Source organism: Flavobacterium sp. GW823-FHT04A11 (assembly GCF_058796535.1).
Genome location: NZ_CM179503.1, coordinates 2,673,918 through 2,688,543, shown reverse-complemented (window position 1 = coordinate 2,688,543; position 14,626 = coordinate 2,673,918). Strand labels below are relative to the sequence as shown.

15 protein-coding genes are annotated in these 14,626 nt (G+C 31.9%); 12 read left to right on the top strand and 3 right to left on the bottom strand.

Annotation, left to right across the window (positions count from 1 at the left end):
* Positions 1-42 precede the first annotated feature (42 nt).
* From AC3QL1_RS11505 to purU, 7 genes are all read left to right on the top strand, one after another.
* Complete coding sequence (locus tag AC3QL1_RS11505) at positions 43-1,617, top strand: L,D-transpeptidase family protein (protein ID WP_492491459.1); 1,575 nt, start codon at positions 43-45, stop codon at positions 1,615-1,617.
* Between the two features lie 259 nt (positions 1,618-1,876).
* Positions 1,877-2,218 (top strand): hypothetical protein, encoded by a 342-nt coding sequence (locus AC3QL1_RS11500; RefSeq protein WP_492491457.1) that lies wholly within the window; start codon positions 1,877-1,879, stop codon positions 2,216-2,218.
* Between the two features lie 221 nt (positions 2,219-2,439).
* A complete protein-coding gene (locus AC3QL1_RS11495; RefSeq protein WP_492491456.1) occupies positions 2,440-3,009 on the top strand; it encodes a hypothetical protein in 570 nt (189 codons plus the stop codon).
* 99 nt (positions 3,010-3,108) lie between these two features.
* A complete protein-coding gene (locus AC3QL1_RS11490; RefSeq protein ID WP_492491455.1) occupies positions 3,109-3,528 on the top strand; it encodes a cytochrome c oxidase assembly factor Coa1 family protein in 420 nt (139 codons plus the stop codon).
* Between the two features lie 4 nt (positions 3,529-3,532).
* On the top strand, positions 3,533-4,093 hold the full coding sequence (locus AC3QL1_RS11485; protein ID WP_492491453.1) for a hypothetical protein: 561 nt from the start codon (positions 3,533-3,535) through the stop codon (positions 4,091-4,093).
* Positions 4,094-4,292: 199 nt separating this feature from the next.
* Complete coding sequence (locus AC3QL1_RS11480; protein ID WP_492491451.1) at positions 4,293-5,012, top strand: DUF4197 domain-containing protein; 720 nt, start codon at positions 4,293-4,295, stop codon at positions 5,010-5,012.
* Positions 5,013-5,115: 103 nt separating this feature from the next.
* Positions 5,116-5,970, top strand: coding sequence for a formyltetrahydrofolate deformylase (purU, locus tag AC3QL1_RS11475; RefSeq protein WP_492491450.1), 855 nt, complete (start codon positions 5,116-5,118; stop codon positions 5,968-5,970).
* 532 nt (positions 5,971-6,502) lie between these two features.
* Here the strand turns inward: purU and AC3QL1_RS11470 are convergent.
* From AC3QL1_RS11470 to pyrF, 3 genes are all read right to left on the bottom strand, one after another.
* Positions 6,503-7,996: a catalase gene (locus AC3QL1_RS11470; protein WP_492491448.1), complete on the bottom strand. Its 1,494-nt coding sequence runs from the start codon at positions 7,994-7,996 to the stop codon at positions 6,503-6,505.
* Between the two features lie 513 nt (positions 7,997-8,509).
* Entirely contained in the window at positions 8,510-9,310 is an 801-nt protein-coding gene (locus AC3QL1_RS11465) for an ABC transporter substrate-binding protein (protein WP_492491447.1), read from the bottom strand.
* A 210-nt stretch (positions 9,311-9,520) separates the two neighbouring features.
* Positions 9,521-10,348: an orotidine-5'-phosphate decarboxylase gene (pyrF, locus tag AC3QL1_RS11460; RefSeq protein ID WP_492491445.1), complete on the bottom strand. Its 828-nt coding sequence runs from the start codon at positions 10,346-10,348 to the stop codon at positions 9,521-9,523.
* 396 nt (positions 10,349-10,744) lie between these two features.
* On the opposite strand from pyrF, the gene AC3QL1_RS11455 reads away from it, so the two are divergent.
* The 5 genes from AC3QL1_RS11455 (at position 10,745) to AC3QL1_RS11435 (ending at position 14,495) form a co-directional block, all read left to right on the top strand.
* The gene (locus AC3QL1_RS11455) at positions 10,745-11,218 is read left to right on the top strand and encodes a Dps family protein (RefSeq protein WP_492491444.1); all 474 of its coding nucleotides are present in this window, start codon (positions 10,745-10,747) and stop codon (positions 11,216-11,218) included.
* A gap of 105 nt (positions 11,219-11,323) precedes the next feature.
* Complete coding sequence (locus tag AC3QL1_RS11450; protein ID WP_042566323.1) at positions 11,324-11,509, top strand: CsbD family protein; 186 nt, start codon at positions 11,324-11,326, stop codon at positions 11,507-11,509.
* A gap of 160 nt (positions 11,510-11,669) precedes the next feature.
* Positions 11,670-12,221 carry a helix-turn-helix domain-containing protein gene (locus tag AC3QL1_RS11445; RefSeq protein WP_492491441.1) on the top strand — a complete coding sequence of 184 codons (552 nt, stop codon included), beginning with the start codon at positions 11,670-11,672 and terminating at the stop codon, positions 12,219-12,221.
* 29 nt (positions 12,222-12,250) lie between these two features.
* Positions 12,251-12,700 carry a response regulator gene (locus AC3QL1_RS11440; protein WP_042566325.1) on the top strand — a complete coding sequence of 150 codons (450 nt, stop codon included), beginning with the start codon at positions 12,251-12,253 and terminating at the stop codon, positions 12,698-12,700.
* 10 nt (positions 12,701-12,710) lie between these two features.
* Complete coding sequence (locus AC3QL1_RS11435) at positions 12,711-14,495, top strand: sensor histidine kinase (RefSeq protein ID WP_492491439.1); 1,785 nt, start codon at positions 12,711-12,713, stop codon at positions 14,493-14,495.
* Positions 14,496-14,626: the final 131 nt, after the last annotated feature.

The window sequence follows — 14,626 nt, the reverse complement described above, 5'->3', positions numbered from 1 at the left end:
AACTTAACCAAACAAAAGTAACAACGTAAAAATTTAAACACAATGAAAACATTATATCCAATCACTCTAATCTTATGCTTAAGTTTTTTTGTATCTTCTTTTAACAGAACAGAAAACGACATTCATTCGTATAAAAAAGCTTCGACTATTGAAGCTGTTCATAACAATTCAGATTCTGATAATCTGGAAGAAATGACAAATCAATTCTTCAAAAAATATTCGGATTTAAAAAAATATAAATCTGATGTAATGTCTTTATATAAAAACAGAACATTAGGAACTATTTGGTTTGATGAAGATGAGATCAATGAATTTGGTTCTGTATTATACGAAAAAGCAAAGAAAACAAATGATTTGGTTATCCCTTATCAAAAAGAAATTGACGAACTTTTTTCTTCCTCCTCAGAAGAAACAAAGATATCTAAAACAGATGCTGATATGCTGTTGAGTTCTTTATACATTATATATGCCAAAAAAATTACTGCAGATTCTGGTAAAAAAGTATCTTATGACGACATGTTAAAAGATTTCCTTAACTATACTACTATCGAAAATGCAAATACTTCAACAGCAGATGTTAAAGTAGAATATGATCAATATTATAAATTACAGGACGTTCTTAAAAAATATAAAAAATTAGACAGATCACACAAATGGAAAACTATTGTTCCAGAAGAAGTTCCTTATAAAGATTTACGTCCGGATGCTGTTTCAAGCACTATCACACAAGTTAGAAACCGTTTGTATTTATTAGGAGATTTACAAAATGATTCCCAAAGTAATGTTTACGATCGTGAATTGATGGATGCCGTTATGAAATATAAAGTTCGTAATGGGTTTAAACCTAACTATATATTATCAGAAGAACATATTAAAGAAATGAATGTACCGCTAGCTGATAAAATGGAAACGCTAAAACTAAACATGGAAAGATGTCGCGCTATTTCGGCTCAGATTGCTGCAAGCGATGAGTATGTATTGGTAAATATTCCTTCTTATGAATTGGTTTATGTAAAAAACGGAAAAGTGCAATTGACTTCTAATGTATTTGTTGGAGCACCATTAACTAAAACAACTATTTTTAACGGTGAAATTGACAGAATCGTTTTCAGCCCTTATTGGACAGTTCCACAAAGTATTGTGAACAACGAATTAAAAAGTAAAATCGCAGCAGATAAAAATTATTTGACTGAAAAAAATATGGAAATCGTAAATGGTCAGGTAAGACAAAAACCAGGACCGGACAACTCTTTAGGATTGGTTAAATTTATGTTTCCAAACCCGGATGATATTTATTTGCACGATACACCATCCAAAACTTTATTCGATTTTGAAAAAAGAACTTTTAGCCATGGTTGTATAAACGTACAAAAAGCAAAAGAATTAGCTATTGCAATGCTTCAGGATTACCCGGAATGGACTACTGAAAAAATTGATAAAGCAATGGCGGGTGAAAAAGAAAACAGTTTTAAATTATCTAAAAAAGTTCCAATCTTTATTTCTTATTTCACTTCATTAGTAAATGAAAATGGCGAAGTTGGTTTCTTCCAGGATGTTTATGAAAGAGATACTGATTTAACTAATTTATCTACAACACAAGCTGTTTCTGCAAATTAATAACAACTTTTCAATATAAAATTTAAACGTTATAAAGGCAATTACTTTTATAACGTTTTTTTTTTATGGCAATAACTCAAACTTGTATTTTATTTTAAAAAACCTGTTCTGTAGTCTATTTACTAACAATAAAATTCACTTCCATTAAATATAACTTAACTTATTAATTACAAACCTTTTAGAGGTTAAAAAAGAAGGAGATTCATCGGACATTTGCATCATAATAATACCACTAAATTTTTAATTAAAATTTATTATCATGAAAACAGAAAATATCGAAGGATTAACACTTTTTGAAATAAATCTATTAATACAACAAGGCGGAAAATTTGTAATGTTTCCCAATGTGATGACAAAATCTAAAAGTTCAACTATATACTTTATACGACCTGAAGAAAAAATTTATAAGTACGCAATAAAACATTTCTTCAGAAACCTATCTAACTTCTGGCGTACATTTCCGTTAAGACCCTTTTATGCCTCAAAATCTTTGTTTTATTTAGCAATTGGAGGTAAAGATTACACTCACAATATTTTAGCTGAACTAAAACAGATGAACCCTATTTACAATCCTAATTTATACTGCCTACAATACGTATAATTTTAGACTTGTAATATTAATTTCAATTCAATATAAATCCTACTGGTAAATCCCATTGCTTTAATTAGTAATGGGATTTTCTTTTATAAATATTCTAAAAAAGTTCATTCGATCAACTCTCACTTTAAAACATACCTTAATATTGTCGTTTTAAAGCTTTTGAAGGTATGAGTTCAAATAAATTATGAGAATCTTTGAATTAAAAAATTAGAAACTCTATTATGAAAAAATTTGATTTAGAGGTGTTTAAAGCACATAAAATAGATAATAACAATTATTGTAGATACATTACCCTAAACGCTGACGGTAATACTGTAGAAACCTATATTAAAGAGAACAAAGATTCTTATCAGGAAACCATTACCTACTTAAATAGTCCGATAAAGAAAAGACACATGTACGATAAGAAAACCTTAAAAATCGTAAAAGAAATAAAAAGTTTTTATGATTGCATTATTGGTTTGCGAAGAGAATATGATCAGGATGGAGAAATTTTAAATGTAATTGATAACGACAAACCATTTTTATTTAGCTGGCAGGATGTTGTAACAAAAATGAAAGCAGAATTTGATATTGATTTAATGGATATCAATCAAATGTATAAAAACAGCCATACAGGATCAGTATCCAGAAGTTCGCAGGAAATGAAATATTTTATTACAATTCCGAATGATTTTATTCCGCATACTTGTATCGAAGAAAAATTTGAGATAGATGCAACGACCGGAAAACTCCTGTATCATTTGGGAAACAGAAAAAGAACTGACCAAAAAGCAGCCTATAGTTATTAACTCTGTTTTTATCTAAAAATACATTTGCCTTCCTAATTTTTAATTTAGAAAAGAGTATCTTTCTTCTCTTAAACTCAAATCTAAATTACTTTTTAATTTATGGAAGACAATTACACAGAAGTTAGAAAAAACTGGTGGGACAGAAACTGGAAATGGTTTGTACCAACAGGATGTTTAAGTATTTTAATTCTTTTTGGCTTGTTTATAGCGGGGATTTTCTTTGGAGTAACTTCTATAATGAAAGATTCTGATGCCTACAAACATGCTATGACAGCGGCACTGCATAACAAAATAGTGATTGAAAAATTAGGAAATCCAATTGAATCAGACGGAATGGTTTCAGGCAGTATTAATGTAAACAACGATACCGGAAATTGTGATATTCAAATTCCGATAAAAGGCCCTAAAGGAACCGGAACTTTATTTGTAGTTGCTACCAAAAGAGGAAAATGGAAGTACGAAGAATTGGCTGTTTATATTAAGGCAACCGAAGAAGAAATTGATTTGCTGAAAAAATAAACACATGAAATTATTCTTTCTGTTTTTCTTATTCTTTTTTTCCGGTTTAAATGTATTTGCACAACAAACTGCTAGATATCAAATTTATACAAACCGAATAATCCAATTTTCTAAACCCTGCAAAGTTTTATACAATAATGTTGATGTAGAAGGAAATGGTTCTATAGAATTTACAAATTCAAAAAAACAGATTCTCCGGTTTCGTATCAACAAACACCAGCTTCAAGTTTTGCATGGTGGTATTGCATTTCAATTGTTTGACTACGAAAATGATTTTTTGCAAAAAATAGCCTCTTTTGATTCGAATGGAGATTTAGCCGGCGAACGAGAATCTCAAAATGAAGCCATTGTAAAATTTACTATTGAAAAAAAAGCAGCATATCTACAGAAAAAGAAAATATTAGACGATGCAGAAGGAAATATTGATATGAAAGACGACAGCGCAGAAAAAATCATCAGCATACAATTGTTTGATGCCAATAACCTTCCTATTTCGATATTAAAACCCAAATACATAGACAGCAAAACTTATTATAATTATTGCCATAGAATGTATTGGCCGTGATTTTAAGGTTCTAAGCTGCTAAGATTTTTATTAAAAAAATAATTAAAGAAAACCTCAGAACCTTAGCCACTCAGAACCTCAGAACCTTTAAAAACCCCCAATGTTAAGTATTAAACAAAATGTTTCTGCTGCTGAAATAAAATTGTGGCTTTGTTTTTGAATAAGTAGTATTTTTGAAACTTATATAAACCCCCATCTAATGAAAAAGATTTTATTATTGACGATTGCTACATTTTCTCTTGCCTCTTGTGCACAAGTACAACAAACTTTAAATCAGTTACCGCAATTGGCATCGCAACTACCTACAGGAAGTGTAGATATTGCTTCCGGATTAAAAGAAGCTCTGAATAAAGGAATTACTCAACAAGTAAGTAAATTAACCGCAACGGATGGTTTTTATAAAAACGAAGCTGTAAAAATTTTAATGCCGGCAGAATTACAGAAAGTAGACGCTACTTTGCGTAAAGTGGGATTGAGTTCTTTGGCAGATGAAGGTGTAAAAATGCTAAATCGTGCTGCAGAAGATGCTGTAAAAGAAGCAACACCAATATTTGTTTCGGCTGTAAAAAATATGTCGTTTACAGATGCTAAAAATATTTTGTTAGGAAACGACAGTGCTGCAACAACGTATTTACAAGGAAGTACATCAACAGCTTTGTACAGTAAATTTAATCCGGTGATTAAAAGTTCATTCGAAAAAGTAGGTGCCGATGTTGTCTGGACAAAAATTATCAATAAATACAACACAATTCCGTTAGTAAAAAAGGTAAATCCTGATTTAACAGATTATACAACCACTCAGGCTTTGTCTGGTGTTTTTAAAATGATTGCTGTTGAAGAAAAAGATATCCGTAATAACATTAGCGCAAGAACAACGCCTTTATTAAAAAGCGTGTTTGCAATGCAGGACGGAAAATAGTATTTTACTGTTTATTTGTTTAATCGTTTAGTTGTGTAATCGGAATATCGGTTCACATTTACCGATTAAACAAATAAACTTTAACCGATTAACCAAAAACCAAATGCAAAAAATTACCATTCTGATTCATTGCAAAGACCAAAAAGGAATTATTGCTGCAGTGACTACTTTTATTGCAAAAGTAGACGGAAACATTACCTACATCGACCAGCATGTTGATGTAGAGCAAAATGTATTTTTTATGCGATTAGAATGTGAATTAACCAATCATCACATTACGATTGAAAACCTGAAAGAAGATTTTGACCAGACTATCGCAACTGATTTTAATATGTCATGGGATTTATACAATCAGGAACAAAAACCAAAAATGGCTTTGTTTGTATCTAAATATGATCATTGCCTTTTTGATATTTTAGGTCGTTACAGCGCAGGAGAATTAAATGTGGAAATTCCGGTGATTATTAGCAATCATAACGATTTGCGATCTATTGCAGAACGTTTTGATATTCCGTTTCATTGTGTGCCTTTTACAAAAGATAATAAGGAAGAAGGCGAAGCCAAACAAATTGAATTACTAAAAAGATATCAGATTAATTTCATCGTTCTAGCGCGTTATATGCAAATTATTACACCCAATTTAATTGAATTGTACGAGAATAAAATCATTAATATTCACCATTCTTTTTTACCGGCGTTTCCGGGTGCAAAACCGTATCATTCCGCTTTTAAGCGTGGAGTAAAAATTATTGGTGCGACAAGTCATTATGTTACAGCAGAATTAGACGAAGGCCCAATCATTGAGCAGGATATTGCGAGAGTTTCTCACATACATTCCGTTGATGATTTTATCATGAAAGGACGTGATTTGGAACGTATTGTTTTGGCAAGAGCCATAAAACTACACGCAGAACGCAAAACAATGGTTTATAGTAATAAGACTGTTGTGTTTTCTTAGAGGTTTAAAGGCTCAGAGTAACAAAGGAACAAAGTTTTTTTTTCTTTAAAATAATAAAACCCGAGAGTTTTTAAAACTTTCGGGTTTTTCCATTTACTGAAAAGATTTTAACCGCGAAGGTTTACGCAAAGGTCGCGAAGGTTTTAATTATTGAGTTTTATAATGCATATTGAAGTTCGCAAAGCTTTGTGCTAATAATAAACCGGGCTTGAAGTCCGACGCTACAATATAGATCGATCCCAAAGCTCTTTTATAGTTCCGTAGGAACGAATTATATTGTAGAGCTGGACTTCAGTCCAGTTTAAATATAATTTTAGGTATTTAAAAATTAAGAATAGTCAAATTGTATTTATATCAAATAACAAACCCGACAGATTTAAAACTGTCGGGTTTTCTATTTGCTTAAAAGCCTATTAAAGTATCAAGCATTTTCACCGCATTTCTACTTTGAACCTTTGCCACTATAAACCTTTGAGCCTTATAAAAAAACTCAGAAGCTTAGCAACTTAGTATCTTAGCCCCTCAAAAAAACCTATCTTACTTCGATTAACAATCTTGGATCACTAAAATTATTTACCTCGTCCATTGTCATTCCTAATGCATTTGCAACACCTGTTCCGTATGCCGGATCAGCTTTGAAGCAATTGCGGATATGACGAACCTGAATAAATTTCTGTGCTCCTCCTACTTGTGCAGCTGTGTTTTTGAAAAGCAATTGTTTTTTCTCCTCTGTTAATAAACGGAAAAGCAAACCTGGCTGTGTGAAATAGTCATTATCATCTTCTCTGAAATTATGTGCATACGCATCTCCGTGAAGTGCCAATGGTGGTTCTTTAAATTCCGGCTGTTCCTGCCATTCGCCGAAACTATTTGGTTCGTAATGTTTACGAGAACCATTATTTCCATCAACTCGCATTGCTCCATCTCTGTGGAAAGTGTTGTACGGACATCTGGAAGAGTTTACCGGAATCTGGAAATTGTTTACCCCCAAACGGTAACGTTGTGCATCCCCATAAGAGAATAAACGCGCCTGAAGCATTTTATCCGGAGAAAAACTAACTCCAGGAACAATATTAGCCGGATTAAAAGCAGCTTGTTCAACTTCGGCAAAATAGTTTTCCGGGTTTTTGTTTAGTTCGAATTCTCCAACCAGAATTAATGGAAAATCGCTTTTTAACCAAACTTTTGTCAAATCAAATGGGTGGAAACGATACGTAGCAGCTTGTTCTTCACTCATAATTTGAACAAACATTTTCCATTTCGGAAAATTTCCTTCTTCAATCGCGTCGTACAAATCTCTTTGGTGGCTTTCTCTGTCGCCTCCAACTAATAAAGCAGCTTCTTCATCTGATAAATTTTCAATTCCCTGTTGCGAAACAAAATGAAATTTCACATAATTTCTTTCGTTTTGAGCATTTAAGAAACTAAAAGTATGACTTCCAAATCCGTGCATCTGGCGATAAGATTTCGGTATTCCCCTGTCGCTCATTACGATTGTAACCTGATGTAACGCTTCCGGCAATAAAGTCCAAAAATCCCAGTTGTTATCAGCGCTTCTTAAGTTGGTTCTGGGATCACGTTTTACGGCGTGATTTAAATCCGGAAATTTCATCGGATCACGGAAAAAGAAAACCGGCGTATTGTTTCCTACCAAATCCCAGTTTCCTTCGTTTGTGTAAAATTTCATGGCAAAACCACGAATGTCTCTTTCAGCATCTGCAGCACCTCTTTCTCCTGCAACAGTTGAAAAACGCACAAACATTTCTGTTTTTTTACCAATTTCTGAGAACAAGTCGGCTCTGGTATATTTTGTAATATCGTGAGTTACAGTAAATGTACCATAAGCACCTGAACCTTTTGCATGCATTCTGCGTTCCGGAATAACCTCACGGTCAAAATGAGCCATCTTTTCTAAAAACCAAAAATCTTGTAATAAAACAGGTCCACGAGGACCAGCTGTTTGAATGTTTTGATTGTCTGGAACAGGAGTTCCTGTTGCAGTTGTTAATTTCTTGTTTAATTCCATCTTGCTGATATTTAATGTTTTATCAAATATACAAACAAATTCCTACAATATTTATAAACAAAATTGATTGTTATTATATTTTAATAGGTAAATACTATTTAAATCAATAAAATCCTCAAAACGAAGTATTAAAAAATCTTAACTTATGTCCAACAAAGTAATAACAAAACCTTAACAGCAGAACATTCATATATGTCGGATCTTTGTAATGTAATAAACTGGTTATTTATTATTTTGGTTTTGGTTAGTTAAATGATGCCGGCGTCTTCGAGATGCCGGCATTCTTTATTTATAGACTTTTGGTTTTAAGTTACTTTACTTTGTCCATAATTATACCACAGAGATACACGGAGTTTTTTCACAGAGTTTCACAAAGTTTATTTTAGAATAGTTACAAAAATTATACGCAAAGCTTTGTGTATCTCTGTGAAACCTTTGTGTATCTCTGTGGTAAAAAATTAGTGGTAAAAACAGTTTTAATTAACTTGAATCTGAAACAAAGAAAACCTGAAACTAGTTTTTCAATCTTTCGTGTAGTATTTTAAAATAGGCAAATGCCTTTAATAATCGGCTTCCGTGCCAGGAGAACATTTCTCCATCGACGAAGATGGTTTTAGCGTGATGCGTAAATCTGCCAATTTCGAAAGCGTCTTCTTCTTTAAAAGGATATGGTTCTGAGGAAAGGAAAACCAAATCGGGATCGCCTTCAAGACGCATTTTCTTCAATTCAATTTCAGGATAACGGCCTTTGTCTTCATATATATTCTGAAAATGATTCAACTTTAATAGCTCATTTATATACGTATCATTTCCGGCAACCATATATGGATTTTTCCAAATAAAATAAGCAGCTTTTTCAACTGGAATATCCTGAATGTATTTTTTAAAATCGCTTAAAGCAAAAGCCAGTTTGTCGTTCCATTTTTGAGCTTCGGTTCGGCAATTGAAGAGTTGCCCAAAGTCTGAAATCATTTGAAAATTATCTTCGACAGCAATAATATTCGTTACCCAAACCGGACAAATTGTACTTAATTGCTCTACAATTTCTTGTGTGTTTTCTTCTTTATTGCAGATGATAATATCAGGCTGCAGTAATTTTATTTTTTCGAAATGAATCTTTTTAGTACCTCCAACAATCTTTTTGGTAGATTTTAAATGATACGGATGGACACAAAACTTCGTGATTCCGATGATTTTTTCTTCTAAACCTAAATCATACAACAACTCGGTTTGAGAAGGCACGAGTGAGATTATTCGTTTCGGAGCTGTCTCAAAAGTATGTAGGGTACCGAGTTGATCTTTTAATTGTTTCAAGTTTTGTTTTTTTTCAGTTAATGGGATTGTTTTTTACCGCAGAGTTGCACAAAGGTTTTTCACGGAGATTCGCAAAGTTTTTTTTTGAGAATCTATATTATTTAAAGATCAAAGCTTTATAAAAAATTAAAATTCTCCGTGTAACTCTGTGAAAAAACTTTGTGTCGCTCTGTGGTATAATATATATTCAAAGTAAAGCAACCTGAAACTTTAAACCTGAAACTTTAAACTTAAAATCTCTTCCATTTCCTGTTGTACTTTCAACGCTTCTTCTCTTGCCTTTTCTGCAAAGTCTGTTCCTTTTGAAGCATATATAATGGCTCTTGCAGAATTTACCAGTAAACCTACTTTATCATTCATTCCGTATTTGCACACTTCAGATAAACTTCCGCCCTGAGCGCCGATTCCGGGAACGAGTAAGAAACTATCGGGAACTATTTTTCTGATTTCGGTAAAATATTCGGCTTTTGTAGCGCCAACAACGTACATCAGATTCTCACTGTTTTTCCAGGTTTTAGAAGTTTCAAGAACTTGTTTGTATAATTCTTTTCCGTTTGTAGTTAACGTTTGAAAATCAAAAGCACCTTCGTTTGAAGTCAGCGCCAGCATGATCGTATGTTTGTTTTCAAAAGCCAGAAAAGGTTCAACTGAATCTTTTCCCATATAAGGCGCAACGGTTACACTGTCAAAATTTAAATCTTCAAAAAAAGCTTTTGCATACATGCTCGAAGTGTTTCCGATATCACCGCGTTTTGCATCGGCAATTGTAAATATTTCAGGGAAATTTTCATTGATGTAATTGATTGTTTTTTGCAAAGAAAGCCATCCTTTTATTCCGTATGCTTCAAAAAAAGCGGTGTTTGGTTTGTATCCCACGGTTAAATCGTGTGTAGCATCGATTATGGCTTTATTAAATTCGAAAATAGGATCTTCGGTTTCTAATAAATGTGGTGGAATTTTTGTCAAATCAGGATCTAAGCCTACGCATAAAAATGATTTTTTTTGAAGAATTTGTTCGTGTAGTTGTTGTGTTGTCATTCTTGTTTTTTTAGTTCTTCTAATGAAAAGAAAGGATTTTTTTAGAAAGTATGCAAAAATAAAAAAAGCCACTCAATTAAGAATGTCTTTTTGGTATTATATTCAGTTTAGGTTACATATTGCAGAAGTACACTTTGGATCCCGGCATAATTATCCTGAAAATAATTTAAATAAGATTGAGCAGAAATATTTAATGTTGAGGTAAAAAGAAATAAAATGAGTCATTTCTTTTCATTAAAATCTGGTTTTAAAATTTAGCTTGCCGGCAAAACTTACAATAATTAATAATTTAATAAGTTATCAAACATTGAATTGATGTAACATCTTCGGTAAATTATGTAAATAAAAAAAGTGCTGTATAATTTATTTTTGTTAAAACCTTAAAACAAAGGAATTATGAGCCCAAATATTGGAATTACACCAAAAAATTTAAAGAAAAGCGCAAGTATATTAGCCACGATTTTATCTAACGAAATGACCTTATATGTAAAAACAAGAAAATTTCACTGGAATATTTCAGGAAATAGTTTCATGGAATTGCATAAATTGTTTGAGGATCAATATCGCATTTTAGAAAGCAATATTGATGAAGTTGCAGAACGCATTAGCCAATTAGGCGAAAAAACAATTGGAACGATGAAGGAATTTATCGAAAATTCTACCTTAAAAGAATCTCCAAAAGAATATGCATCTCAAAAAAACATGCTGGAAGAACTTTTAGAAAACCACGAACAGCTTGTAACGGAATTCAGAGACTATATTCCGGTTTTTGAAAATGACAACCACGATATAGGATCTGCTGATTTTATTACCGGTTTATTGCAGCAACATGAAAAAATGGCCTGGATTTTACGACGTTATCAAGTTTAAGAGGCAAAACTGTGAATTATGCAACAATCCAAAAAATGGATATAACACCCAACGAAGGATAAATTTGCAACTTTACAAAACTATAAATTACTAAATAAAAAAGTCATGAATACTACAGAGATAAAAGGAAATTGGAATGAGTTAAAAGGGAAATTAAAACAAAAATACGCTGATCTTACAGATGACGATTTGATGTATGCTGAAGGTAAAGAAGACGAAATGTACGGAAAGCTTCAGCAAAAATTAGGTAAAACTAAAGAAGAATTTCATCAAATGTTATCGGATTTGTAAATCCTTTTTGACCCAATCAAAATACCGTCTAATTTAATATACTTAGACGGTATTTTTTTGATTAGGCAAACGTCGACTTTTGACTAATAAATTTCATTAAATACACAAACCTGACTGAAACAACAAAAAAATTAATTATCTTTAACCCTATTTAAATCCTATGAAACTATTTATAAAGTTTGACATCAACACAATTTGTTCTCTTTTTTTAAAACAAAAATTAGAAGAACAAAACATGAATTTTACCACATTAGGTTTTGGCGAAATTGAACTAGATGAAAATCTGAGTGTTGAAGCGCTTGAAACTTTAAAAAATAATTTAGGCCCATTTGGTTTTGAAGTCGTTGAAAACCAAAAAAGCGTTTTAGTTCAAAAAATTAAAGATGCGATTATTGAACTTGTTTACATGGATGACAATAATAATTTTAAGAGTTCTGTATTTTTAGCAGAGAAATTAAATCATAGTTATGGTTATTTATCGAATGTTTTTTCGGAAGTAACGTATTCTTCTATTGAAAATTTCATCATTTTGCAAAAAATAGAAAGAGCCAAACAATTGATGCTAGTCAATGAAATGAGTTTAACCGAAATTGCTTTTTTACTTAATTATTCGAGTGTTGCTCATTTAAGTACCCAGTTTAAAAACACTACCGGTATTACTCCTTCGGCTTTTCAAAGAATTATTAAAAAAAGAAGAGAGAATTTAAAATAAAATATAAAAACCAAAAACCCAATAATTCGATGCAAAAAAACGCATTACACATTTTACTCGCTGATGACGATGAAGATGATCGACTTTTTTTTAAAGATGCTTTTGAAGAAGTAAGAGTTCAAACAAAAGTAACGTTTGTTCATGATGGTCTTCAATTAATGGAACATTTAATGCAACCAGATGTAAAATTGCCTGATATTTTATTTCTGGATTTGAACATGCCTAAAAAAACAGGAAAAGAATGTTTGATCGAAATTAAAAAAACAGAACATCTTAAAAATATAATAATTGCGATTTATTCAACTTCATCTTCTGAAGAGGATATTGAAGACACTTTTATTGAAGGTGCCAATATTTATATTAAGAAACCAAGTGATTTTAATACATTAAAGAAAATTATTAATGAAGTCGTGACGTTAAATTGGCACTATCACACGTCTGGTTTAAACCGAGATAATTTCCTGTTGCGCCTAAAATAGTAATGCTTAAATGAAATGGATGCCCAAGTTTAATTCTTCAAACTCATTGAGAGTTATTTTTGTAATCGCAGTTTTCATTCTGTTATTTCTTTCTTCAATTGCTTACAAACACAACCAGGATTTAAACGAATCCAGTAAGTTGGTAATGCATACGTATGAAATAAACATTCAATTAGAGCGATTAATGTCGGCGATAAAGGATGCCGAAACCGGACAGCGCGGTTACATCATAACACGCAACAGCCGTTTTTTAACTCCTTATATTTATTCCCGCGACAAGGTAAATACATCATTTATTACATTAAAAAAACTTACCGCTGATAATCCAAGGCAACAACAAAATCTTCAAAAGCTGTTTAAGCTCATTACACAGCGCTTTACCTCATTCGAAAACTGTTTCAAATACAGTAATCCCAAAACATATGATAAGAGAAAACTCGACAATCATATGTTTGGGGGACGAATTTTAATGGATAATATTCGTTTTCAGGTAGATGAAATGAATGATATCGAAAGAAAATACCTCCAAAACAGAGTAAAAAAATACGATCAGGAAATTTCTTTAAGTCCTGTTTTCTCTATTTCATTGTTTTTAGCCGCTTTAACTTTTATCATATTAGCGTATAGACAAATCAGTAAAGACATTAAACGACTGAAAGTTTTCAATAAGAGACTTTTAATTTCGTCAAGATTAATGGCCGAATCTGAAGTGATTGGTAAATTTAGTACCTGGCAATGGGATCTTGATTCTGATAAAATTGATTACTCAGACAATCAATATCGTTTATTGGGTTTTAAACCTAATGCTTTTGTTCCCGAAAAAAACACCATTTTAAGTTTTGTACATCCTGATGATAAAGAAGCTGTTTCAAAATCTATGGAAGGCATTGTCAATAACAGACAATCTCCATTTATTTATTACAAAATTGTTCTTTCGGATAACGAAATCAGATATTTCAAATCCACAGGAAAATTATTGACGGATCAGCAAGGAAGCAAAATTTTACTCGGAATCAATTTTGATATTACAGATGAGCACTTATTAAACATCGAACTTCAGGAAAGAAACAGAGAACTGGAAAAAAGCAATCAGGAACTGGCTTCCTTCAATCATGTTGCCAGTCATGATTTACAGGAACCGCTTCGAAAAATTCAAACCTTTATATCAAGGGTTTCTGATGCAGACAAAGCTGTTTTATCAGATAGTGCAAAAGACTATATTACAAAGATTGAAGTCTCGGCAAAAAGAATGCGTGTTTTAATAGACGATCTACTTTTATTTTCAAGAACAAATACAACCAAAAAAGAATTCTTAAAATCAGATTTGAATGAATTGTTCGAAAATGCAAAATCTGAACTCACTGAAATTATTGAGGAGAAAAAAGCGGTAATAAAGATTTCTAAATTACCAAAGCTCGAAGTTATTCCGTATCAAATCGAACAGCTTTTTATCAACTTAATCGGAAATTCTTTAAAATACAGCCAGCCGGATCTTGCTCCTGAAATTACCATCGAAAGTGAAAAGGTTTTATCTAAAGATTATCCTGATTTATTAGAACAGAATATTAAGAAATTCTACAAAATAAGTTTTTCAGATAACGGAATGGGATTTGATTCTCAGTTTAAGGAAACCATATTTATTTTATTTCAGCGCTTACATTCTAAGACAGATTATCCCGGAACCGGAATTGGTTTAGCCATTTGTAAAAAAATTGTCGAGAACCACAAAGGTCATATTACAGCAGACAGCATATTGGGCCAAGGCTCCGTGTTTACTGTGTTTCTACCCGAATAACACCTCCAAAAAACTACACATAAAACGTTATATAAATCCATTATGGGAATTATATAACGTTTCTTTTTTATGCTGTAAAGCAAAACGCTTCATTCGTTAGCATCTTTGTAATGTAATACTTTAACAAGTAA

What these genes read in the sequence shown, in the direction of transcription:
- AC3QL1_RS11495 (WP_492491456.1), top strand. Translation starts at nt 2,440, where the DNA reads ATGAAAAAATTTGATTTAGAGGTGTTTAAAGCACATAAAATAGATAAT.
- AC3QL1_RS11455 (WP_492491444.1), top strand. Translation starts at nt 10,745, where the DNA reads ATGAGCCCAAATATTGGAATTACACCAAAAAATTTAAAGAAAAGCGCA.
- AC3QL1_RS11470 (WP_492491448.1), bottom strand. Translation starts at nt 7,996, where the DNA reads ATGGAATTAAACAAGAAATTAACAACTGCAACAGGAACTCCTGTTCCA.
- AC3QL1_RS11435 (WP_492491439.1), top strand. Translation starts at nt 12,711, where the DNA reads ATGAAATGGATGCCCAAGTTTAATTCTTCAAACTCATTGAGAGTTATT.
- AC3QL1_RS11445 (WP_492491441.1), top strand. Translation starts at nt 11,670, where the DNA reads ATGAAACTATTTATAAAGTTTGACATCAACACAATTTGTTCTCTTTTT.
- AC3QL1_RS11480 (WP_492491451.1), top strand. Translation starts at nt 4,293, where the DNA reads ATGAAAAAGATTTTATTATTGACGATTGCTACATTTTCTCTTGCCTCT.
- AC3QL1_RS11485 (WP_492491453.1), top strand. Translation starts at nt 3,533, where the DNA reads ATGAAATTATTCTTTCTGTTTTTCTTATTCTTTTTTTCCGGTTTAAAT.
- AC3QL1_RS11440 (WP_042566325.1), top strand. Translation starts at nt 12,251, where the DNA reads ATGCAAAAAAACGCATTACACATTTTACTCGCTGATGACGATGAAGAT.
- purU (WP_492491450.1), top strand. Translation starts at nt 5,116, where the DNA reads ATGCAAAAAATTACCATTCTGATTCATTGCAAAGACCAAAAAGGAATT.
- AC3QL1_RS11500 (WP_492491457.1), top strand. Translation starts at nt 1,877, where the DNA reads ATGAAAACAGAAAATATCGAAGGATTAACACTTTTTGAAATAAATCTA.
- AC3QL1_RS11450 (WP_042566323.1), top strand. Translation starts at nt 11,324, where the DNA reads ATGAATACTACAGAGATAAAAGGAAATTGGAATGAGTTAAAAGGGAAA.
- pyrF (WP_492491445.1), bottom strand. Translation starts at nt 10,348, where the DNA reads ATGACAACACAACAACTACACGAACAAATTCTTCAAAAAAAATCATTT.
- AC3QL1_RS11490 (WP_492491455.1), top strand. Translation starts at nt 3,109, where the DNA reads ATGGAAGACAATTACACAGAAGTTAGAAAAAACTGGTGGGACAGAAAC.
- AC3QL1_RS11505 (WP_492491459.1), top strand. Translation starts at nt 43, where the DNA reads ATGAAAACATTATATCCAATCACTCTAATCTTATGCTTAAGTTTTTTT.